Source organism: Streptomyces sp. NPDC001381 (genome assembly GCF_042895685.1).
Classification (GTDB): domain Bacteria; phylum Actinomycetota; class Actinomycetes; order Streptomycetales; family Streptomycetaceae; genus Streptomyces.
In genome coordinates this window covers 397,884-419,081 of sequence record NZ_JBIAWO010000001.1, presented here as the reverse complement: position 1 = coordinate 419,081, position 21,198 = coordinate 397,884, and the positions used below count along the sequence as shown (strand labels likewise).

Genomic DNA, 21,198 nt, shown 5'->3' with positions numbered 1-21,198 from the left:
GCGGGCCGGGGGGCCGTCGAGGGTCCCGGCGGGCTGGTGCCGGTGGTGGGAGGGCCGGGTGGGCCCTGCGGTTTCCGGTGACGGTCGGCGGTGGGCCGGGCGGGCTCGCGGCGGGCCGGGCGACGGCCGTCGGCGCACCGGTCGCGCCTGCGACGGGGCAGCGAACGGCGGTCGGGGGCACTGGCGGGCCGGTGTCGGTGGTCGGGGGGCCGGGCGGGCCGCGCGGCCGGGGGACGGTGGGCCGGGCGGCCTGCGGCGGGCCGGGCGACGGCCGTCGGGGGTCCCGGCGGGCCGGTGCCGGCGGTCGGAGGGCCGGGCGGGGCCCCGCGGCGGGCCGGGGGACGACTGGCGGTGGGCCGGGCGGGCCCGCGGTGGGCCGGGGGACGGTCGGCGGGGGTACTGGCGGGCTGGGGTAGGGGGGGCGGAGGGGGCGTGGTGGGGTGGGCGCCGGTGGTGGGTGGCCCCCGCGGGCGAGGGGCACCTCTTGTCCGACTGGAAACGGGTGGTGGGTGGGAGAGGGACGACGGGAGCGGTCCGGCGGTCAGAACGCGGGACGCTCGGGATCCAGCACGGCCAGGCCCTCCGCAGGAGACGACGCCTCGGCGAAGTAGCGCCGGGGGATCCGGCCCGCCAGCCGGGCCAGCCGTCCCGCCTCGACACCGGCCCGCATGGCGCACGCCATCCGCTCGGGATCCGCCGCCCGCGTCACCGCCGACGCCAGCATCACCCCCGCACACCCCAGCTCCATCGCCAACGCCACGTCCGACGCCGTACCGGCCCCCGCGTCCAGGATCACCGGCACCCCCGCCTGCTCCACGATCAGCTGGAAGTTGTGCGGATTGCGGATCCCGAGCCCCGATCCGATCGGCGACCCCAGCGGCATCACCGCCGCGCACCCCACGTCCTCCAGCTTCCGCGCCAGCACGGGATCGTCGTTCGTGTACGGCAACACCGTGAACCCGTCGTCCACCAGCGTCTCCGCCGCCTCCAGCAGCTCCACCGGATCCGGCAGCAGGGTCCGCTCGTCGGCGATGACCTCCAGCTTGATCAGATCGGTCCCCAGCGCCTCCCGCGCGAGCCGCGCCGTCAGCACGGCCTCCCCGGCCGTGAAGCACCCCGCGGTGTTCGGCAGCACCCGGATGCCCAGCCGCTCCAGCACCGACAGCACCGAACCCCGGACAGCGGGGTTCACCCGCCGCATCGCGACCGTCGTCAGCTCGGTCCCGGACGCGACCAGCGCCCGCTCCAGCACCTCCAGGCTGGGCGCACCCCCCGTACCCATGATCAGCCGGGACGAGAAGGACGTACCACCGAGGAAGAAGGGATCGTCGGCCACGGCGCTCATCCTCCCTGCACGGCGGTGAGGACTTCCACGCGATCACCCTCGGCGAGTGCCGTGGCGGACCACCGCGCGCGCGGGACGACCGTTTCGTTCAGCGCGGCGGCCACCCCGGAGGGCGCCCGCGTCAGGGACCGTACGACGCTGTCGAGGGCCGTACCGGGAGCGACCACCTGCCGCTCGCCGTTCACCGAGATGTTCATGCGGGCAGCTCCGTGAGGACGGCGGCACCGAAGCGCCGGGGGGTGAAGGGAAGGGCCTCGTCGGGGAGTTCACCGGTGGTCAGGACGTGCGCCATCACGTCACCGGTCACCGGAGTCAGCAGCACCCCGTTGCGGTAGTGCCCGGTGGCCAGCAGCAGTCCGTCCAGCCCGGTCGGCCCGAGCAGCGGCGCGTTGTCGGGGGAGCCGGGGCGCAGTCCCGCGCGTGTCTCCACCAACGGCAGTTCCGTGATGCCGGGGACCAGTTCGTGCGCGTCGCGCAGCAGTTCGTAGACGCCCCCCGCCGTCACCGTCGTGTCCCAGCCCAGCTCCTCGCTCGTCGCCCCCACGACCAGCTCGCCGTTCTCCCGGGGCACCAGGTACACCTGACTCCCGCGCACCACGGCCCGCACGGTACGGCTCAGGAACGGCGCGTACCCGGCCGGCACGGTCAGCCGCAGCACCTGCCCCTTCACCGGCCGCACCGGCGGGAGCACGTCCTCCGGGACGCCCGCCAGCCGCCCGCTGAGGCTGCCCGCCGCGAGCACCACCTGCCCCGCCCCCAGGGCCGTACCGTCCCCCGTCACGACCCCCACGGCCCGCTCGCCCCCGACCGACAGCCGCTCCGCCCACGCCCGGTGGAAGACCACGCCCGCCCGCTCGCACGCGGCGACGAGCGCGTCGGCCAGCCGCCGCGGATCGATCTGGTGGTCGCCGTCCACCCGCAGCCCGCCGCGCACCCCCGGTGCGAGCATCGGCTCCAGGCGCCGGCACTCCCGCCCCGTGAGCCACTCCGAGTCCAGCCCCGACCCGGCCTGCAGCGCGTGCAGTTCCCGCAGATGGGCGCGGTCGTCGGCGTCCAGCGCGACCGCGAGCGTGCCGCACCGGCGGTAGCCGAGGTCCAGCCCGGTGACCTCCGTCAGCTCGGCGGCGAAGTCCGGGTAACGGCGGGCCGAGGCCAGGTTCAGGCCGAGCAGGGTCTGCTCGCCGTGGTGCAGTTCGGTGACGGCGGCCAGCATGCCGGCGGCCACCCGCGCGGCCCCGCCGCCCGGCTCCGGGTCCACCACGGCGGTGGCGAACCCGCGCTGCGCGGCCCGCCACGCCGTGACGAGCCCGATGATCCCGCCCCCCACGACCAGGACGTCGGATGTACGTGTACGCGACATGGGCGTCCAGCCCCTCCCTTCGCCGGCATGACCCGGATCAGGTTCGTACGGTCGGAGGCCGCCAGCCTCCCTCTCAGCCCGGTGCGTCCGGGCTCCCGCGAGTGCTCTACGTTGGCCACACCCTAGCCCGTGGTTCCGCGCACCTGTAAAGGGAGCCTTTCGTCATGCACCGCTCGCTCGACGGTCTCGTCCTCGCCCCCGTCGCCGACCAGGCCCCGGGCCAGGTCGGCACCCGCACCCGCTTCGCCTACCGCGAGCGGGACGGTGTGATCTGGGCGGACTACGCGGGCGGCGACGTCGTGCGCGGCCATCTCGTGGGTACCCGTCAGGGGGACCGTCTCGACTTCCGGTACGTCCAGCTCAAGCACGACGGCACGACGTCCTCGGGGCACTGCGTCTCGACGGTCGTGGAACTGCCCGACGGGCGCGTGCGCCTGGAGGAGACCTGGTCCTGGGAGTCGCAGCAGGGCAGCGGCACCAGCGTTGTGGAGCAGGTCACGGAGCAGGACGGCTGACTGACGGATCGTCACATGTCTAGGGTGATCGGGTGAGTGAGCAGAGGCGGGAAGAAGACAGGCCGGCGGGGCGGCACGTGGTCGTCGTCGGCGCGGGCATGGCCGGGGTGCAGACCGCGGTCGCCCTGCGGGAACAGGGCTTCGGCGGCACCGTGTCGCTGATCGGCGCGGAGCCCCACCAGCCCTACGACCGGCCCCCGCTGTCCAAGGCCGTGCTGCTCGGCAAGGCCGAGGGTTCCGCGTTCGAGGTCGACTTCGAGAGCCTCGGCATCGAGCTGCTGCTCGGCCGCGAGGTCCTCGGCCTGCGTTCCGCCGACCATGAGGTGGACACCGAGGCCGGGCCCGTCCCGTACGACGTCCTCGTCCTCGCCACCGGTGCCGAGCCGGTCCGGCTGCCGGGCGCCGAGGGCGTGCCCGGCGTCCATCTGCTGCGCACCCTCGACGACGCCGAACGGCTGCGGCCGGTGCTCGCCCGCCAGCACGACATCGTGGTCGTCGGCGCCGGCTGGATCGGCGCGGAGTTCGCCACCGCCGCACGCGAGGCCGGCTGCGCGGTCACCGTCGTGGAGGCCGCCGACCGGCCCCTCGCCGGCGCCCTGCCGGCCGAGGTCGCCGCCCCGATGACCTCCTGGTACGCCGACAGCGGCGTCACCCTGCGCACCCACGCGCGCGTGGAGCGCGTCGAACCCGGTGCGGTCGTCCTCGACGACGGCTCCCGGCTGCCCGCCGGCGCCGTGGTCGTCGGCATCGGCGCCCGCCCCGCCACCGCCTGGCTGACCGGCTCCGGCGTCGAACTGGGCGCGCACCACGAGGTCGTCGCCGACGACCGGCTGCGCACCTCGGTGCCGGACGTGTACGCGGTCGGCGACTGCGCCTCCTTCCCCTCGGGGCGGTACGGCGAACGCCTCCTCGTCCACCACTGGGACAACGCCCTCCAGGGCCCGCGCACGGTCGCCGCCAACATCCTCGGAACGGCCACGGACGAGCCCCCGGTGATCTACGACCCGGTGCCGTACTTCTGGTCCGAGCAGTTCGGCCGCTTCGTCCAGTACGCGGGGCACCACGCGGTGGCCGACCGCATGGTGTGGCGCGGCGATCCGGCCGGACCGGCCTGGAGCGTCTGCTGGCTGCGCGAGGACCGCCTGGTGGCTCTGCTGGCGGTGGGGCGCCCACGCGATCTCGCCCAGGGCAGGAAGCTGATCGAGGCAGCCCGCCGCATGGACCCGGAGGCCCTGTCGGACCCGGCCCGCCCCCTGAAGAACGCGACCGCGGTTCCCTAGGGGCGCGGGGCTGTGGCACAGGCGGCTCCGCCGCGTGGGCGCGACCGGTCCCCGCGGCGCCGCCCCCGGAGAACGGCCATCGCGGCCCGCCCGGACATGCGCCTACCCTTGACCCCGTGACCGAGATTGACGCAAAAACCGATGCTCTCGTCCCCGCCTGGCTCACCGTGCCCGACATCGCGGAGATGCTCGATGTCGACGTGATCCGCGTGCGGCAGCTGATCAAGGAAGGCCAGCTCATCGCCGTACGCCGTGGTGAGAACCGCGCGCTGCACGTCCCCGCCGCCTTCATCGACGGGGACAAGGTCGTCAAGGGCCTGTCCGGCACCCTGACGCTCCTGCGGGACGACGGCTTCACCGACGAAGAGATGCTGGAGTGGCTCTTCACGCCCGACGACAGCCTGCCCGGCACCCCCGCACAGGCCCTCAGCGAGAATCGCGGTACGGAGGTGAAGCGCCGCGCCCAGGCGCTCGCCGTCTGAGGCAACCGGTAACGACACGACGGAACAACGGGGGACACCGATGACCGACACCGCCCGCGCCCGCCTCGCGGACGCCCGTCTCTACCTCTGCACGGACGCCCGCACCCGCCAGGGCGACCTGCCGGAGTTCCTGGACGCGGTGCTCGCGGGCGGCGTCGACATCGTGCAGCTGCGGGACAAGGGCATGGAGGCCGCCGAGGAGCTGGAGCACCTCGCGGTGTTCGCCGAGGCCTGCGCCCGGCACGGGAAGCTGCTCGCGGTCAACGACCGCGCGGACGTCGCCCACGCCGCCGCGGCCGACGTCCTCCATCTCGGCCAGGGCGACCTGCCGGTCCCCGCAGCCCGCGCCGTCCTGGGCGACGGCGTCCTCATAGGCCGCTCCACGCACGCCGAGGCGGAGGCCGGGGCCGCCGCCGTCCAGGAGGGCGTGGACTACTTCTGCACCGGCCCCTGCTGGCCCACCCCCACCAAGCCGGGCCGGCACGCCCCCGGCCTCGGCCTGGTCCGCCACACGGCCGCCCTGGGCACGGACCGGCCCTGGTTCGCGATCGGCGGCATCGACCTCGGCAACCTCGACGAGGTGCTGGAGGCGGGCGCCCGCCGGGTCGTCGTCGTCCGGGCGATCACCGAGGCGGACGACCCGGGTGCCGCGGCGGCGGAGTTCGCGAAGCGACTGCGCGACGTCTGACGGCCCCCGGCCCGTCCGGTCGGGGTCCGTCCGCCCCGGGTCCGTCCGTCCCGGTCCGGCGGTCCCTGCGGCCGCTTCGGCCGGACGCCTGTCCGAAGGGTGGACAACAAGCCGACAATCCGGGCAAATATCCGTCATCCGGTTGGGTGACCGTCGGCCCCTGGTTAACCTGCGGGTATGGCCCTTGGAACCGCATCCACCAGGACGGACCGCGCACGCACCGTGCGCGACATCCTGGCCACCGGCAAGACGACGTACTCGTTCGAGTTCTACGCGCCGAAGACGCCCAAGGGCGAGCGGAGCCTGTGGGAGGCGCTCCGCAGGGTCGAGGCGGTCGCTCCGGACTTCGTCTCGGTGACGTACGGTGCCGGCGGCTCCACCCGGGCGACCACGGTCAGGGAGACCCAGCAGATCGTCGTCGACACCACCCTCACCCCGGTGGCGCATCTCACCGCCGTGGACCACTCCGTCGCCGAGCTGCGCAACATCATCGGCCAGTACGCCGACGCCGGGATCCGCAACATGCTGGCCGTGCGCGGCGACCCGCCCGGCGACCCGATGGGCGACTGGGTCCCGCACCCGCGGGGCCTCACCTACGCCGCCGAGCTCGTCCGGCTCATCAAGGAGTCCGGCGACTTCTGCGTGGGCGTCGCCGCCTTCCCCGAGATGCACCCGCGTTCCAGCGACTGGGACACGGACGTCTCGCACTTCGTCGACAAGTGCCGGGCGGGCGCCGACTACGCCATCACGCAGATGTTCTTCGAGCCCGAGTCGTACCTGCGCCTGCGTGACCGGGTGGCGGCGGCCGGCTGTGACACCCCGGTCATCCCGGAGGTCCTTCCGGTGACGAGCGTGAAGATGCTGGAGAGGCTGCCGAAGCTCAGCAACGCCTACTTCCCGGACGTCCTGAAAGAGCGGATGCTCACAGCCAAAGACGATCCGGCCGCTGTACGCTCGATGGGCATCGACTTCGCCACGGAGTTCTGCGCACGGCTGCTGGCCGAGGGAGTGCCCGGACTGCACTTCATCACGCTCAACAACTCCACGGCGACGCTGGAAATCTACGAGAACCTGGGTCTGCACCACCCGCCGCAGGCCTAGACCGGTCGCACCCACATACGACACACTGCGTAGCGGCCACTGGGAGAGGGGCGTACATGGGCTGGACGGTCCTCTACATCGCGTTCGGCATCGTCGCGCTGTGGCTGCTGGGCGAGGTGCTGCTGCAGTACAAGGCGCGCCTGCGCTGGCGGCTGCTGGCGTTCGTCGGCTTCCTCGGCGTGGTGCTCGGTGTCCTGATTCCATCGGTGATCGTCATCGGACTGGGCGCGGCCGCCTTCGCGGTCGGCCAGACCTATGTCACCCTCTCGTTCCGCCGCGGCTTCGCCGAGGGCTGGGCCGTGCGGCGCGGCGACGCCGAGGGGGCGCTCCCCAAGGGCCTGTCCCGAAGCCGCCGCGGCAAGGCCGAGCGCCAGGATCCGACCCTGGAGGTCACCGACCTGGACGGCGGCGAGGCCACCGCTCGTCTCGACGGCGCCGAGGGCTCCTTCACCGGCGACAGCCTCGGATACGGCCAGGACAAGGGCGCCTTCCGCGACGACGACTACGACCACGACGACGTGTTCACCCCGGCCGCACGCGCCGCGCAGGCCTCCGCGGCCGAGACCACCGTCTACTCTCCGCAGCCCCTGCCCGACGACACCAACGCCTACGGCATATACAGCGACTCCGCGTACGCGGCCGCCACCGGACAGCCCCAGGACCAGTACGCGACGGCCGCCCAGGGCGCCGACCAGACCTTCGGCTACGACGGCTACTCCGGGTACAACCAGCAGCAGTACGGCTACGACACCACCGGCCAGCAGCAGTACGCCGCCTACTCCGACCCGTACATCGGCACCCAGACCTACGGCGGCGGCACCTACGACGCCGGCTACGACCAGCAGCAGTACGGGCAACAGGGCTACGCCCAGGAGCAGTACGGCACCGGCGGCTACGGCGAGACGCCGGCCGGCGGCGTCTGGGTCCCGCAACAGCGCAGCACCGACGACCCGTTCGGCGGCGAGCTCCCGCCCGAGCAGCAGTACCCGTACCAGGGTGACGAGCAGCAGGGGCAGGGCAACGGGTACGACGACCAGTACCGGTTCTGACGCTCCGGCACGCCGTACCGATTCTCACCGGCCCTGCGCCGCTCCCGGGCCGGTCCCGGGGCCCCGCTGACCGATGAGTCGCCGGGGGACCCGCCGCCGGACGCTCACTGCGAGCCCCGGAACTCCGGCCCCTCCACCACCAGTCCGGCCACCAGCGCGCCCGACATGCCCGCGTGAGGGAGCCCGCCTCCCGGGTGCGACCAGCCTCCGGCGGTGAACAGCCCCGCCACGCCGGTCGAGTTCGCCGGGTGCAGCAGCCGGCCGCCGGCCGCCGCCAGCGCCGGCGCCGGGACGGCACCGCCCGCGGCGCCGCTCTCCTCCGCGATGTCGGCGGGGGTGCGCACCTCGCGCCACAGCACACGCTCGCGCAGATCCGGCACGGCCCGCTCGGCGGCCGTGAGCAGCGCCTCCACGTGCTCCTCGCCCGGCTGCGACCCGGCGGGGACGACGGCACTCAGCGTGACCGCCTCGTGGTCGCCGTCCGGCACCAGCGCCGGGTCGCCCGGCCGCAGCACGGTGACCGTCGGCCGAGCGGGCACCCCCGGCGCCGCACCGAAGAGGCTCTCCAGTTCGCCCGAGCGGTCCTCGGTGTGCACCACGGTCCGGTGCGCGGTGCCCTCCGGCCGGGCGCCGCGCAGCGCCAGCAGCACGGTCAGCCGGCTGGGCAGACCCTGCTGGGGCGCGACCTCGCCCTCGCCCCGGACGGGAAGCCCCGCGGCACCGCCGGGCGCGACCACGAAGTCGGCGTCCACCACCTCGCCTCCCCCGGAGCCGGCACCCCCGGCCAGCTCCACGCCCGTCGCCCGGCCGTCCTTCTCCAGAACCCGGGTGACCTCGGCGCCGAAGACGAACTCGACCCTGCGCGCCAGACACCGCTCGTACACCGCGCGGGCCAGCTCCCGCAGACCTCCGCGCACGTACCACGTGCCGAAGGCGTGCTCCATGTAGGGCAGGACGGCCGCGCTCGCCGGAGCGGTCCGCGGATCGAGGCCGTAGGCCAGCGCGTGCCCTTCCAGCAGCGCGGCCAGCCGGGGTTCGCGCAGTTCCCAGGCGCCGACCTCGGCCAGCGTGCCGGCCCGGCGGGTGCGCAGCAGACGCTTGTGCGGCACCGCGGGATAGGGCTCACGGTCGGCCAGCACCCGCCAGTTCGGCCACAGGGGCTCCTCCAGGAGCGGGCGGCGGGTGCGGTCCCAGGTCTCGCGGGCCCGCACCAGGAAGTCGCCCCAGCGCTGCCCGGCGCCCGAGCCGAGCGCCTCGTCCAGGGCCGAGACGACGCCCGCGCGCGAGGCGTTCGGCAGGGACACCTCGGTGCCGTCCGCGAACACGTGCCGCGCCGACGGGTCGACCTGGACCAGCTCGACGCGGTCCTCCAGCGGCTCCTTGCCGGTCTTGACGAACAGGTCCCGGTAGACCGCGGGGAGGGTGAGCAGCCCCGGTCCGGTGTCGAAGCCGAAGCCGTCCCGCTCGAAGCGGCGCACCGCTCCGCCGTACGTGTCCGTGCGCTCGTACACCGCCACCCGGTGGCCCGCGACGGCCAGCCTGGCGGCGGTCGCCAGCGCGCCCATCCCTGCGCCGATCACCGCAATCCGTGCCATGCCCGCGACTTTATCGGCCGCCGCCGGACGGTACGCCGCCAGCCCGGCCGCCGCTCCCCGCGCCCCGGCGGCCCGAGGGGAGTACGGGCACGGACGCGATCGTGACCAGAGGACCGCGCCGTGTTCTGAGCCTGAGCACGCGGTTCTGAGTACGCGTACCTAGAGGGTGAGTTGAGTACGCGCGCGGATGGGAGCCGGCCCGCGCGGACGGGAGAGTGGAGGCACGGAAAGGGGCGCGGCTCCGGCACCGGCGACACGGGGCGCCGGAACGGAGCGGCCCTCGATCCGCTCCTTCCGCCGGCCGGTTCGGCGGGAGCGAGGCACGGGGGGACCGCGGGGGAACGACCGCACGGGGGAACGACGGGGGAGGGGAACGGGGGAGCAGGAGGAAGCGCCGGTTCGTGGTGGCCCGCGGGGGACGCGGCCACCAGGGACCGGCGCTTCCGTGCGCCCGGCTCCACCCGTCCGGGGCCGGCCTCAGCGGCCGCCGCTCACCCGGCCCTGCAGCAGCCGTGACAGCGCCGCGTGGACGTCGTCCAGGGAGCGTTCCGGCTGGAAGGCCCGCCAGTCCAGGGCGGCCACCAGCACCATGCCGACCAGTGCCGCCGCGGTCAGCTGGACGTCGATCTCGTCACTGAACTCGCCTGCCTCGACGCCCTCGCGCAGCACGCCCTCCACGACGGCCACCGCCTCCTGCCGCACCACCATGAGCGTGGACTGCCAGGCCCGGTTGGTGCGCCACAGCTCCGCCACGTACAGCTGGGTGAAGGACGGGTAGCGCTCGATGAAGACGAGCCCCGCGCGGATCATCGCGTCCAGGGCGTCGACCTTGCTGCCGCCCTCCCGCGCGGTGCGCTCGGCGGCCTCGCGCAGGGAGGCCGTGAGGAGGCCCACGCCGTGCCTCAGCAGCTCCTCGAAGAGGACCGACTTGCTCGCGAAGTTGTAGTAGACGGTGCCCTTCGCGACGCCCGCCCGCTCGGCGATCTCGTCCACCGTGGTGGCGGAGAAGCCCTGTTCGGCGATGAGTGTGACGGCCGCCTCGTAGAGCTTCTGCCGGGTGGCCTCGCGGCGGGTGCGGCCGCCCGACGTGGTGCTGCTTTCCATGGTCCCGATTGTCACAGGAAGCCGACCTCCCGTATGCCGGATCTTCACAGGCTGAGTTCCGGGTGCAGCCGGTCCAGGGTCCACACCTGGCGGCGGCGCGCCGACAGCGCGGTCAGGGCGAGGGCTCCCGCGGTGAAGAGGACGAGCACCCCGCACGCGTGCCACACCGGTCCGAGACCGCCGCCCGTGATGAGCCTGCGCAGCGCCTCGACGACGTAACTCATCGGCAGGTAGGGGTGGATGGCGTTGAAGAAGCCGGGGCTGGTCTGCACCGGGTAGGTGCCGCCCGCCGACGTCAGCTGCAGCATCAGCAGGGCCAGCACGAGGATGCGGCCCGCCGCGCCGAAGCGGGCGTTGAGCCACTGCACGAGGGCCGCGAAACACGCCGTCACCAGGAACAGGAAGCCCACCGTCCCGGCCGCGTGGGCCATCTTCAGGCCGATCGCCCAGTGCAGCACCGCCATCAGCGCCGTCGTCTGCAGCACTCCGATCGCGACGACGGGCAGCCAGCCCGCCAGCGCGATCCGCCAGGCCGAGGCGCCCGCGGCGAGCGCGCGCCGGTTCATCGGCGGGATCAGCATGTACGCGACCATCGCGCCCACCCACAGCGACAGCGGGATGAAGTACGGCGCGAAGCCGGTGCCGTAGTTCGCCGCCTTGTGCAGGTCCTTGGAGGCCAGCTGCACGGGGTCGGCCATGACGGCGGTGCGCGCGTCGCGCTGCCGCTCGTCGTAGTCGGGGATCTGCGCGGCGCCGTCGTGCAGTCCGTCGGCGAGCCTTCCCGAGCCGTCGGAGAGCTTGAACATCCCGCCGTTGAGGTCCTCGGCGCCCGTCCTGAGCCTGCCGACGCCCTGGTTGAGGTCGCCGGCGCCGGTCTGGGCGGTGCCGAGGCCGGTGTGCAGCTCCGCGGCTCCCGCGGCGACCTTCTTCGCGCCCGTGTTCAGGGCGTTGATCCGGGTCACGGCGTCGTCGAGGTCCTCGGAGAGGTGCGGGGCGCGGTCGGCGAGGGCCTGCGCCTGCTGCTGGAGCGTGCCGAGGTGCGAGCGCATCGTCCTCAGGTCGCCGTCCTGGTCCGCGATCAGCGTGTTGAGGTCGTCCGCGATCGTGGCGACGTCGGCCGCCGTGTCCCTGGCCTTCTTCAGGTCCGCGCAGGCCGGGTCGGGCAGGACCGGGTTCTCGCAGCGCGCCCGGTAGACGGCGGACAGGGTGTCCGAGGCCGCGTGCGCGCCCTCGGCGGCGGTCGGCGCGGCCTTCACCAGGGTGTCGAGGTTGGCGCGGACCGCCGCGGCGGAGTCGGCGACCAGTTGCGCGGTGTCGCCGATGGTTTTCTCGTTGCCCTCCAGGAAGGGCCCCACCTGGCCCGCGACCCCGTTGACCCGGTCGGCGAGCGTCTGGGTGCCGTCCGCGACCTTCCGCGAGCCGTCCTGGAGGTCGCCGGCGCCCGAGGTGAGCTTCTGCAGGCCCGTGGCCAGCGTGCCGCTGCCCTTCTGGGCCTCCGTCAGACCGTCGGCGAGCTCCTTGGAGCCCTTCTCGGCCTTGCCGATGCCGCCCTTGAGGTCGTCGGCGCCGTCGGCGGCCTTCGCGGTCGCGCCGTGGATGTCGGAGAACGACACGAAGATCTTGTCCAGGAAGGACCGCGAGGCCTTCGTGGAGGCGGCCGTGCGCACCTCGCTGAAGACCGTCCGCGAGATCTGCCCGACGATGTAGTTGTTCGCGTCGTTCGTGCGCACCTGGAGGGCGCCGGTCTCCGGCGTGTCGCCCGCGCTGGAGGCGATCCGCGCGCTGAAGTCGGCCGGCACGGTCAGCGACAGGTAGTACGTCCCGTCCTCCACGCCCGCGCGTGCCTGCTCGGCGCTCACCTCGCGCCAGTCGAAGACCTCGCTGTCGAGCAGTCCCCCGGCGATGTCGTCGCCGGCGGTGATCCGCTTGCCGTCGGCCTTCGCCCCCCGGTCCTGGTTCACCAGGGCCACGGGAATGCGGTCGAGCCGGCCGTACGGGTCCCAGAACGACCACAGGTACAGCGCGCCGTACAGCAGGGGCAGCAGCAGAAGCGCGACCAGCGCGGCCCGCGGCAGCTTCCCCCTGCCGAAGCGGCGCAGCTCAAGCGCTGCCAGTTTCGGCGCGTGCATCGGTCTCCTCCTCCGTCTTCTCCTGCGTCTTCTCCTGCGTACGGGTGGACACCGTGGCGGCGCCCTCGGGCGCCTGCGCGCACACCGCCACGACGGTGGTGCCGGCCTCGGCGACGGACCGCAACTGGCTCCAGATCTCCGTGCGTTCGGTCTCGGAGAGCTTCAGGTCGGTGTCGTCCACGCCGAGCAGCCGCGGCCGCCCGACGAGCGCGAGGGCCACCGACAGCCGCAGCGCCTCCAGCCGCTCCAGATCGCGTACGGCGGTCCGCGCGCCCTTGGGCAGGGACGCGCGGTCGAGCCCGGCCGCGGTCAGCGCGGCGTCGATCCTCAGTTCCGTCTCCGCCGCCCGCTCCGCACGCGGGCGCAGCAGGTCCCGTACGGACCCGGCGAACCGCCGCTGCAGCAGCGCCCGTTCGCGCAGGTGCTCGCCGACGGTCAGTGCCGGGTCGAGGTCGGTGACACCGGTGACGTGCGCGAGCGCGCTGACATGGCGCACGGCCGCCAGCTGCTTCGGCAGCCGTGCCGTGCCGACCATCGCGGTCCCCTCGGTGGCCTTCATCCGCCCGGTGAGCGCGAGCAGCAGACTCGTCCGGCCGGTGCCGGACGGTCCCTCGATCGCGAGCAGCGAGCCGGGTTCGGCGTCGACGCCGATGTCCCGGAAGGCCCAACCGCGGGGACCCTTGAGGCCGAAGCCCTCGGCTGTGATGCGGACGCCGCTCACAGTCCCCCCTTGCGTTTCTGCTTGATTCTCTGCTGGACTTTTTGAACTGACTGGTCAGTGCAAAAACTATCCCGAACCTTCGATCGAAGCAAAAGCCCAGGTCAGAACGGATTGTCAGTGGCATACCTCACGATGGGCACATACGGCACCACCTGACAGGGCGTGCCGTCACACAGACGACAGGAGGTTCGTCATGGCCAGCTACCACGCAGCCGCCGCCCACCGGCGCCGCGCCACCGGCCCTGCCCCCTCACTGACCGGCCCGGCGAGCGACGTGCACCCCGTGCTGCGCCGGACGACGGCCCCGCCCGCCGCCCTCGACCTGCTCGCCCAGGCCCGCGCCGGGCTGGAGGAGGCGGCCGTCCTCGAAACGTCCAACGAGCGCTACGCCACGGCCCACCTCGCCGCCCTGCGCACCGCCGCCGCCGTGCTCGCCGCGCGCGGCCGCCCCGAACCCTCGCCCCGAAAGCGGGCCCGCATCCGGAGCGCCTGGGAAGTGCTCCCCGAGATCGCGCCCGAACTCACCGAGTGGAGCGCGCTGTTCGCCTCCGGGGCCCGGCGCCGCGCCCGGGCCGAGGCGGGCATCCAGGGCGCGGCCAGCCGCCGGGACGCCGACGATCTGATACGCGACGTGGCGATGTTCATCCGCCTCGTCGAGCGCATGCTCGTCCTCCAGCCGGTCCTGCCCCAGCCCCGGCGGGACGGGGACGACCCGGACGGCAGGGGAGCGGGGCGCACCATGCCGGACGCGGGCTGATCCACGGCCGCGCCGCCTGCCCGGACCCGAGAGGGGTGCGGCGTCGAGGGCGGGCGGACCTCGGCGGCCGCAGTGCCCGGGCGAGGTACCGGAGGCAATAGGGTGGAAGGCGCCTGAAGCCTTCTCTCCGCCCGCCCGAGCGTCGGGCGGGAGCCGGGGAGGCAGCCCGTTCGCCCCGCCGCGCAAGAGGCGGTGCCCCGCCGAGGAGTCAACTGCCGTGTCGGACCCGATGCGACCCCGCGCCTCCCTCCGTACCGCCGTGGTGTGGGAGGTCCTCCAGGACGCCCTCGAACGCCGGGTCAAGGCCACCGGCCGCGAGACGCTGGACGTGCTCGACACCGGCGGCGGCAGCGGCAAGTTCGCGGTGCCCGTGGCCCGCCTCGGCCACCGCGTCACCGTCGTCGACCCGAGCCCCAACGCGCTGTTCGCCCTGGAGCGCCGCGCCGCCGAGGCCGGCGTCGCCGACCGTGTGACGGGCGTCCAGGGCGACGCCCACGGCCTCTTCGACGTGGTCGAGCGCGGCCGCTACGACGCCGTCCTGTGCCACGGCGTCCTGGAGTACGTCGACGACCCCGCCGAAGGCGTCCGCAACGCCGTGGCCGCCCTGCGCTCCGAGGGCGTCCTCAGCCTTCTCGCCGCCGGCCTCGGCGGAGCCGTCCTCGCGCGCGCCCTCGCCGGGCACTTCAAGGAGGCCCGGCAGGCCCTCACCGACCCGGACGGCCGCTGGGGCAGCGGCGACCCCGTACCGCGCCGCTTCACCGCCGAGCAGCTCACCGGGCTCGTCGAGGGCGCGGGCCTGCGGGTCGGCGCGGTGCACGGCGTGCGGGTCTTCGCCGACCTCGTCCCGGGCGTCCTCGTGGACACCGAACCCGGCGCCCTGGACGCCCTGCTGAAACTGGAGGAGGCGGCCGCCGAACTCCCCGCCTTCCACTCCGTGGCCACCCAGCTCCATGTGCTCGGTGAGACGCGGGGGGCCGACGAGGCCTGAGCCCGCTCCCGGGGCGCGCCGCTGATCAGCGGCTGGGCCGCACATGGAGTACGCCACAGGCCCCCCGTTCGGGCGCTGTGCGCCGTATGATCGAGGGAGACCGCCCGGCATGACGGGTCGGCCGCCGGGGAATGGAAGCCTCAGCGGACCGGGACGCCCATGGCGGGCTCCGGTTGGCCAATTGGCGTAGAGGGGCGGGTTTCACGGGGGCGATTCCCTGCCTATCCTGAAGGGACCCCCGGGTCGCCCCGGCGACTGCACGATGAGGAGGACTCCGTGCCGCTCTCGGAGCACGAGCAGCGCATGCTCGAGCAGATGGAGCGAGCGCTGTACGCAGAAGATCCCAAGTTCGCGTCGGCGCTTGAGGGAAGCGGGCTGCGTACGTACACCCGGCGGCGGGTCTACCAGGCGGTCGCGGGCTTCCTCGTGGGTATCGCGCTCCTCATGGCCGGAATGGTCGCCAAGCAGGTCTGGCTCAGCGTGGTGGGCTTCCTCGTCATGCTGGGCTGCGCGGTTCTCGCCGTGACCGGCTGGCGCAAGGCCCCCAAGCCGGGCGAACAGCCCGCGGGTGCCCCGCACGCACGCGGTCAGGGACGGCCCAAGCGCTCGATGATGGACCGGATCGAGCAGCGCTGGCAGCGCCGCCGTGACGAGCAGGGCGGCCACTGACCCGGCGCCCCGCCCCGTACCGACGCTGAGGGGGTGACCACCCACCGGGTGGTCACCCCCTCACGCATGCTCCCACGGTCGCCCGCCACCGCCCCGTTGCTCCGCCCCCCGCATGGGCCGCAGGCGCGGCCCGCCCGTTCCGTCGCCCCGACCTCCCGCGCGGCAAGGCCCCTCCGCTGAGCCGGACGGGTGCCGCTCGGACGGGTGCCGCTCTGACGGGCGGCATCGGGGCGAGCCTCTTCAGGGCTGGCCGGGTCGCGGTGGCCGGGTCGGCTGTGGGGCGGGGGCCCGGAACGGCAGGCACCTTCTTCTGAGGCGGCAGCTGCCGATCGGGATCGGGCGGCGGTCGCTGCCGGCGAGCCGCCTGTCCCGGAGCCGCCGGTCGGCAGCCGCTCCCGCCGGTCACCGGCGGGAGCGGCCGTCGACAGGGCCGCCGGTCGCGCTCAGCCGCTCTGCTGGCCGGACGGGCGGCGTAGCAGGGCTGCCAGATGGGCCGCCCGGGATGTCCAGGACGCCTTGACGGCCGCCCAGCGGTCCGAGAGGTCCCAGAGCGCGCGGACGGCCGACCGAGGCGCGAGGACCGCCCGCACCCGTGTGGACCAGCTGACCCTCGCCCGCAGGGCCGCCCGTACCTGGCGGACGTCGTCCGACAGCCCGGCCTCGGCCCGCGGGCGCGGTGCGAACAGGACCTGCTCGACGGCACCCGCCACCCGGTGCACCGACCGGCCCACCGTCTCGTCCAGCTCCCCGATCCGGACGATCCGCGCCGCCGCCCGCCGGGGGGTCAGCGCCTCGTCCGGCTCGATGCCGTAGTCCCAGGCGGTGTCGATCAGCTCGCGCCAGACCGCCAGGACATGCGCCACGGCAGCCTCGGCCGCCTCCTGGGACGGCGTGTCCAGCCGGATCGCCGAACCGGCGTCCCGCGCCTCCGGCCCGTCCGTGTCACCGCTCCCGGGCCGGCCGGAGGCGTCCCCGGCCCCGGTGCCGGCCCCCGCGTGCTGGGCCGACGCCAGCCGCACCGACCGCCGTCTCAGCCGCCACAGCATCGGCAGCAGCGGCAACGTCAGTGCCGCGGCCCCCAGCAGGATCCAGCCGGCGATCTCGTACCACGGGGTGCCCTGGTCGCTCTGCTCCGCCTGGTCCAGCGGCAGCGCGGCCCCGCAGCCCTCCAGCTTCTTGTCCTGCGCCGAGCAGCTCGTGCTCGCCGACGGCGCGGCCGACGGCGCCGCGTCCGCCGACCGGGAGGACTGCGGCAGGTCGGGAGTGGTCTCGCCCGGCGTGTCCTGCACCGTGTACGTGGGCGTCGTACCGCGTGTCGGCGTCGGCTCGAAGCGGGTCCAGCCCACGCCCTCGAAGTACAGCTCGGGCCAGGCGTGCGCGTCCTTCAGGCTCACCGCCACCGAACCGTCCGCCTGCGGGGAACCGGGCGCGAAGCCCACCGCGACCCGCGCCGGTATGCCCAGCGTGCGGGCCATCGCCGCCATAGCGAAGGAGAAGTGGACGCAGAAGCCCTGCTTGTCCCGCAGGAAGCGGGCGATCGCGTCACGGCCGGTGCCGACCTCCACGTCGGTGTCGTACTCGAAGCCGCCCGTGACCGCGAAGTAGTCCTGGAGCGCGACCGCCTTGTCGTAGGCGCTCGTCGCGCCCGCCGTGATCTCGCGGGCCTGCCGCGCCACCACCTTCGGCAGCGAGTCCGGCACCTTGGTGTAGTCGTTCCTGATCGAGCCGGGCGCCTGGGGCGCCGCGGCCAGCTGCGCCGCCGTCGGCTGCAGGTCGAGGCTCTTCACCTGGTACGTCTTGCCGCTGGTGTTCTGCCCGTGGTCGCCGACGAGGGTCATCCCGACGGGTTCGTACCGCCAGTTGCCCTTGATCTCCACGCTGCTCGGCGGGTACGGCATCGGCAGCCAGTCCTGGGCGTAGCCGTCGGCGGCCGAGATCCGGGTGGTGATCTCCGCGCGCTTGATGTCCGGGCCCAGCCCCGTGGGCGTGGGGAACCGGTCCGGCACGGTCACGATGTGGCGCTTGGACGGCTTCCACGTGGTGCCGTCGAAGTCGTCCAGGGACACGATCCGCAGGTACATGTCCGAGAGGTCGGTGGCGTTGGTGCTCAGCGTCAGGACCTTACGGTCCTCGTCCACGTTCAGACTGTCCCGCAGCGACACCAGCGGGTTGACCGCGGAGATCGTGCCCCCGCCGCCGGTGCCCGCCCCCACGCCCGCCCCGGCGCCGGCCAGCAGCCCGCCCTGGATCGCCGGCAGAGGCAGCAGCGGCACCACGAGGGCCACGCCCAGGGCGGCCATGCCGATGCGCCGGCCGGTGCGCACCGGGGCCACCGGCCCCGGCTGCCCGCCCGGGGTGCGCGGCGCGCCCGCGAAGACCCGGCCCCACTGGGAGAGCCGCTCCCGGCCCTCGGCCAGCAGCAGCATCAGATAGCCGGCGGCGGCCACCAGGAACCACACCCAGTCGCTCGCCCCGTCGGACAGTCCCGCGGCCACCGAGTACAGCGCGAGCAGCGGCAGACCGGCCGGGGCGGCGTTGCGGAAGGTCACCGCGAGGGTGTCCACCGCCAGCCCGATCACCAGCACACCGCCGACCATCATCAGCCGGATGCCGTCGGACAGCGGGGCCGGGATCGCGTACCGCCCGACGTCGTCGGCGCCCGCCTGGAACAGGTCCCCGAAGTGCCGGAATGCCTCCGGGCCGGGGATCAGCCCCAGCAGGGCGTGCTCCCGGGCGAAGAGCAGGGTCAGCAGCATCAGTGTGACCAGCGCCTGGGCGGCCACCGTCAGCGGCCGGGCCAGTGGCACCCGGCGCGCGGCCGCGCCCACCCCGGACTGGACGGCCAGCAGGAACGCCGCCTGGAGGATCCAGGTCGCCGGGTCGACCAGGGGCAGCAGGGCGCACGACGCCGTCAGCGTGGCCGCCGCCGAGCACAGCGTCAGCCGAGCCCGTCCGCTCATGATCCCGCCTCCCCCGCACTCGTCCCGCCCGCCGTCACGACACCCGCCCGCTCCCGGTCGGCCTGCCGCCACAGCTCTTCCAGCGCGGCGCCCCGCGGCACGCTCACGGCGGTCCAGCCCGCCTCCCGCAGCATCCGCAGCCGCTCCTCCTGCCTGTTCATCGGACGGGCCATGCCGTTCGGTTCACGCCCCCACGTGTCGCTGTCCAGCAGGAAGGCCACCGCGCCCCCGCTGCGCTGGCGCATCTTCGCCGCGATCGCCGCCTGCTCCTCGTCGATGTCGCCGAAGAAGGCCACCAGCAGCCCCTCGTTGCCGCCGCGCAGCACGTCGTACGCCCGCGACAGGCCCGCGCCGTCGGAGTGGTCGACCACGGCGAGGGTGTCCATCATCAGCCCGGCCGCGTCCGCCGACTCCTGGCTGGCCCCGGCGAACCCGTCGGCGCCCTCGCCGGGCACCGAGTTGCCGGTGTCCGTCAGCAGCCGTACCGAGAAGCCCCGCTCCAGCATGTGCACCAGCGCGGACGCCGCGCCCGAGACCGCCCACTCGAAGGCCGAGTCGGGGCCGGCCCCCGCGTAGGCCACGCCCCGGGTGTCCAAGAGCACCGTGCAGCGCGCCCGCTGGGGCTGTTCCTCGCGGCGCACCATCAGCTCGCCGTAGCGCGCGGTCGAACGCCAGTGCACCCGGCGCAGATCGTCGCCGTAGCGGTAGCCGCGCGGGATCACGTCGTCCTCGCCCGCCAGCGCCAGCGAGCGCTGCCGTCCGTCGCCGTACCCCTTGGCCTCGCCGCTCAGCCGCACCGGCGGCAGCGCCTCCACCCGCGGGATCACCGTCAGCGTGTCGTACGTCGAGAAGGCCCGGGTCAGTTCGCACATGCCGAACGGATCGCTCAGCCGCAGCTGCAGCGGGCCCAGCGGGTAGCGGCCCCGCAGGTCGGAGCGGACCCGGTAGGACACCTCGCGCCGGCCGCCCGCCTCCACCCGGTCCAGGACGAAGCGGGGACGCGGGCCGAGGACGTAGGGCACCTTGTCCTGGAGCATCAGCAGGCCGGTCGGCAGCCGCGAGACGTTGTCCATCCGCAGATGGACGCGGGCCTCGCTGCCGGCCGGCACGCGCGCGGGGGTCAGCCGGCGGCTGCCGGCGACCCGGTAACGGGTGCGGTAGACGACGGCCGCGCAGATCAGCGGCAGCGCCGCCAGCAGCAGGCCGACCCGCAGCAGATCCGGCTGCCCGAGCACGTACGCGCAGACGGCGGCGGCCATGCCGGCGGCCAGGAAGGAGCGCCCCCGGGTGGTCAGCCCCGCCAGGGCGGTCCGGGCGCCGCCCTTCTCGGCGCGGCCGGCGCCCGGCTGCGCGGTCTGCCCGGTCCCCCCGGTGGCCATCAGAGCCTCCGCGGCGGCTGCTGGGGGTACGCGGGCGTGCTCTGGCCGAGCCCGCCGTAGGCGTGGTGCTGGGGGCCCGTGGGCACCGAGGTGCGCTGCAGGATCTCCTCGACGACCTGCTCCGCCGTGCGGCGGTTGAGCTGCGCCTGCGCGGTGGGCAGCAGCCGGTGGGCCAGGACGGCCACGGCGAGGTTCTGCACGTCGTCCGGCAGCGCGTAGTCCCGGCCGCCGAGGGCTGCGGACGCCTTCGCCGCGCGCAGCAGATGCAGCGTCGCGCGCGGCGAGGCGCCGAGTCTGAGGTCGGGGTGGGTGCGCGTGGCGGCCACCAGGTCGACCGCGTACCGGCGAACCGATTCGGCGACGTGGACCCCGCGGACGGCGTCGATCAGCTTCACGATCTCGTGCGCGTGGGCCACCGGCTGGAGGTCGTCCAGCGGGCTGACCCCGCCGTGCACGTCCAGCATCTGCAGCTCGGCCTCGGGGCTCGGGTAACCGATGGAGACCCGGGCCATGAAGCGGTCGCGCTGCGCCTCCGGCAGCGGATAGGTGCCCTCCATCTCCACCGGGTTCTGCGTGGCCACCACCATGAAGGGGCTGGGCAGTTCGTACGTCTGCCCGTCGATGGTGACCTGCCGCTCCTCCAGCGACTCCAGCAGCGCCGACTGGGTCTTGGGCGAGGCGCGGTTGATCTCGTCGCCGATCACGATCTGCGAGAAGATCGCGCCCGGCTTGAACTCGAAGTCACGCCGCTGCTGGTCCCAGATGGACACACCGGTGATGTCCGAGGGCAGCAGGTCCGGCGTGAACTGGATACGGCGCACCGAACAGTCGATGGACTTGGCCAGCGCCTTGGCCAGCATCGTCTTGCCGACGCCGGGAACATCCTCGATCAGAAGATGCCCCTCGGCGAGCAGCACGGTCAGCGAAAGCCGTACGACCTCGGGCTTGCCCTCGATCACTCCCTCCACCGAACTGCGGACACGCTCCGCAGTGGCGGTCAGATCCGTGAGGCTCGCTCGCTCGTCATAGGTCGTCACCCGGCCCTCCTCGGCCCGTACATTTTCCGGGCCGACGCT

19 protein-coding genes and 1 riboswitch are annotated in these 21,198 nt (G+C 74.1%); of the genes, 9 read left to right on the top strand and 10 right to left on the bottom strand.

Features of this window, described 5'->3' with window-relative positions:
• Window positions 1-541: 541 nt before the first annotated feature.
• The 3 genes from ACFY2L_RS01910 to thiO all read right to left on the bottom strand — a co-directional run bounded on the left by ACFY2L_RS01910 (window position 542) and on the right by thiO (window position 2,705).
• Window positions 542-1,336 (bottom strand): thiazole synthase, encoded by a 795-nt coding sequence (locus tag ACFY2L_RS01910; RefSeq protein ID WP_390655820.1) that lies wholly within the window; start codon window positions 1,334-1,336, stop codon window positions 542-544.
• A gap of 5 nt (window positions 1,337-1,341) precedes the next feature.
• A complete protein-coding gene (gene thiS / locus ACFY2L_RS01905; protein ID WP_390655821.1) occupies window positions 1,342-1,542 on the bottom strand; it encodes a sulfur carrier protein ThiS in 201 nt (66 codons plus the stop codon).
• A complete protein-coding gene (gene thiO / locus ACFY2L_RS01900) occupies window positions 1,539-2,705 on the bottom strand; it encodes a glycine oxidase ThiO (protein ID WP_390655822.1) in 1,167 nt (388 codons plus the stop codon). Before thiO ends, thiS begins: the two co-directional genes overlap by 4 nt.
• Window positions 2,703-2,814, bottom strand: a riboswitch (TPP riboswitch). It overlaps the preceding gene by 3 nt.
• Before the next feature lie 55 nt (window positions 2,815-2,869).
• Here thiO and ACFY2L_RS01895 point away from each other — a divergent pair.
• The 6 genes from ACFY2L_RS01895 (at window position 2,870) to ACFY2L_RS01870 (ending at window position 7,820) form a co-directional block, all read left to right on the top strand.
• Window positions 2,870-3,220 (top strand): hypothetical protein, encoded by a 351-nt coding sequence (locus ACFY2L_RS01895; RefSeq protein WP_390655823.1) that lies wholly within the window; start codon window positions 2,870-2,872, stop codon window positions 3,218-3,220.
• Window positions 3,221-3,252: 32 nt separating this feature from the next.
• Window positions 3,253-4,500 (top strand): NAD(P)/FAD-dependent oxidoreductase, encoded by a 1,248-nt coding sequence (locus ACFY2L_RS01890; RefSeq protein ID WP_390655824.1) that lies wholly within the window; start codon window positions 3,253-3,255, stop codon window positions 4,498-4,500.
• A 116-nt stretch (window positions 4,501-4,616) separates the two neighbouring features.
• On the top strand, window positions 4,617-4,982 hold the full coding sequence (locus tag ACFY2L_RS01885) for an Rv2175c family DNA-binding protein (RefSeq protein ID WP_133910060.1): 366 nt from the start codon (window positions 4,617-4,619) through the stop codon (window positions 4,980-4,982).
• A 40-nt stretch (window positions 4,983-5,022) separates the two neighbouring features.
• On the top strand, window positions 5,023-5,670 hold the full coding sequence (gene thiE, locus ACFY2L_RS01880) for a thiamine phosphate synthase (RefSeq protein ID WP_390655825.1): 648 nt from the start codon (window positions 5,023-5,025) through the stop codon (window positions 5,668-5,670).
• A gap of 177 nt (window positions 5,671-5,847) precedes the next feature.
• The gene (gene metF, locus ACFY2L_RS01875) at window positions 5,848-6,771 is read left to right on the top strand and encodes a methylenetetrahydrofolate reductase [NAD(P)H] (protein WP_390655826.1); all 924 of its coding nucleotides are present in this window, start codon (window positions 5,848-5,850) and stop codon (window positions 6,769-6,771) included.
• 56 nt (window positions 6,772-6,827) lie between these two features.
• The gene (locus tag ACFY2L_RS01870; protein WP_390655827.1) at window positions 6,828-7,820 is read left to right on the top strand and encodes a hypothetical protein; all 993 of its coding nucleotides are present in this window, start codon (window positions 6,828-6,830) and stop codon (window positions 7,818-7,820) included.
• A 104-nt stretch (window positions 7,821-7,924) separates the two neighbouring features.
• On the opposite strand, the gene ACFY2L_RS01865 is transcribed toward ACFY2L_RS01870, so the two are convergent.
• The 4 genes from ACFY2L_RS01865 to ACFY2L_RS01850 form a co-directional block, all read right to left on the bottom strand.
• Window positions 7,925-9,415: a phytoene desaturase family protein gene (locus ACFY2L_RS01865; protein ID WP_390821253.1), complete on the bottom strand. Its 1,491-nt coding sequence runs from the start codon at window positions 9,413-9,415 to the stop codon at window positions 7,925-7,927.
• A gap of 477 nt (window positions 9,416-9,892) precedes the next feature.
• Entirely contained in the window at window positions 9,893-10,519 is a 627-nt protein-coding gene (locus ACFY2L_RS01860; RefSeq protein ID WP_390655829.1) for a TetR/AcrR family transcriptional regulator, read from the bottom strand.
• A 44-nt stretch (window positions 10,520-10,563) separates the two neighbouring features.
• Window positions 10,564-12,648 (bottom strand): YhgE/Pip family protein, encoded by a 2,085-nt coding sequence (locus ACFY2L_RS01855; protein WP_390821252.1) that lies wholly within the window; start codon window positions 12,646-12,648, stop codon window positions 10,564-10,566.
• Window positions 12,620-13,369, bottom strand: a complete 750-nt coding sequence (locus ACFY2L_RS01850) for an ATP-binding cassette domain-containing protein (RefSeq protein ID WP_390655831.1) — start codon at window positions 13,367-13,369, stop codon at window positions 12,620-12,622. The genes ACFY2L_RS01855 and ACFY2L_RS01850 overlap by 29 nt, the downstream gene beginning before the upstream one ends.
• A gap of 193 nt (window positions 13,370-13,562) precedes the next feature.
• Here ACFY2L_RS01850 and ACFY2L_RS01845 point away from each other — a divergent pair, with 193 nt between their 5' ends.
• From ACFY2L_RS01845 to ACFY2L_RS01835, 3 genes are all read left to right on the top strand, one after another.
• Window positions 13,563-14,126, top strand: a complete 564-nt coding sequence (locus ACFY2L_RS01845) for an SAV_6107 family HEPN domain-containing protein (protein WP_390655832.1) — start codon at window positions 13,563-13,565, stop codon at window positions 14,124-14,126.
• Between the two features lie 217 nt (window positions 14,127-14,343).
• A complete protein-coding gene (locus ACFY2L_RS01840; protein WP_390655833.1) occupies window positions 14,344-15,114 on the top strand; it encodes a methyltransferase in 771 nt (256 codons plus the stop codon).
• A gap of 276 nt (window positions 15,115-15,390) precedes the next feature.
• On the top strand, window positions 15,391-15,783 hold the full coding sequence (locus ACFY2L_RS01835; protein ID WP_390655834.1) for a DUF3040 domain-containing protein: 393 nt from the start codon (window positions 15,391-15,393) through the stop codon (window positions 15,781-15,783).
• Window positions 15,784-16,226: 443 nt separating this feature from the next.
• On the opposite strand, the gene ACFY2L_RS01830 is transcribed toward ACFY2L_RS01835, so the two are convergent.
• Genes ACFY2L_RS01830 through ACFY2L_RS01820 form a run of 3 tightly spaced genes read right to left on the bottom strand, consistent with a single transcriptional unit; the run spans window position 16,227 to window position 21,159 of the window.
• The gene (locus ACFY2L_RS01830; protein ID WP_390821251.1) at window positions 16,227-18,743 is read right to left on the bottom strand and encodes a DUF3488 and DUF4129 domain-containing transglutaminase family protein; all 2,517 of its coding nucleotides are present in this window, start codon (window positions 18,741-18,743) and stop codon (window positions 16,227-16,229) included.
• Window positions 18,740-20,122, bottom strand: coding sequence for a DUF58 domain-containing protein (locus ACFY2L_RS01825; RefSeq protein WP_390821250.1), 1,383 nt, complete (start codon window positions 20,120-20,122; stop codon window positions 18,740-18,742). Before ACFY2L_RS01825 ends, ACFY2L_RS01830 begins: the two co-directional genes overlap by 4 nt.
• Window positions 20,122-21,159, bottom strand: coding sequence for an AAA family ATPase (locus tag ACFY2L_RS01820; protein ID WP_390655837.1), 1,038 nt, complete (start codon window positions 21,157-21,159; stop codon window positions 20,122-20,124). Before ACFY2L_RS01820 ends, ACFY2L_RS01825 begins: the two co-directional genes overlap by 1 nt.
• Window positions 21,160-21,198: the final 39 nt, after the last annotated feature.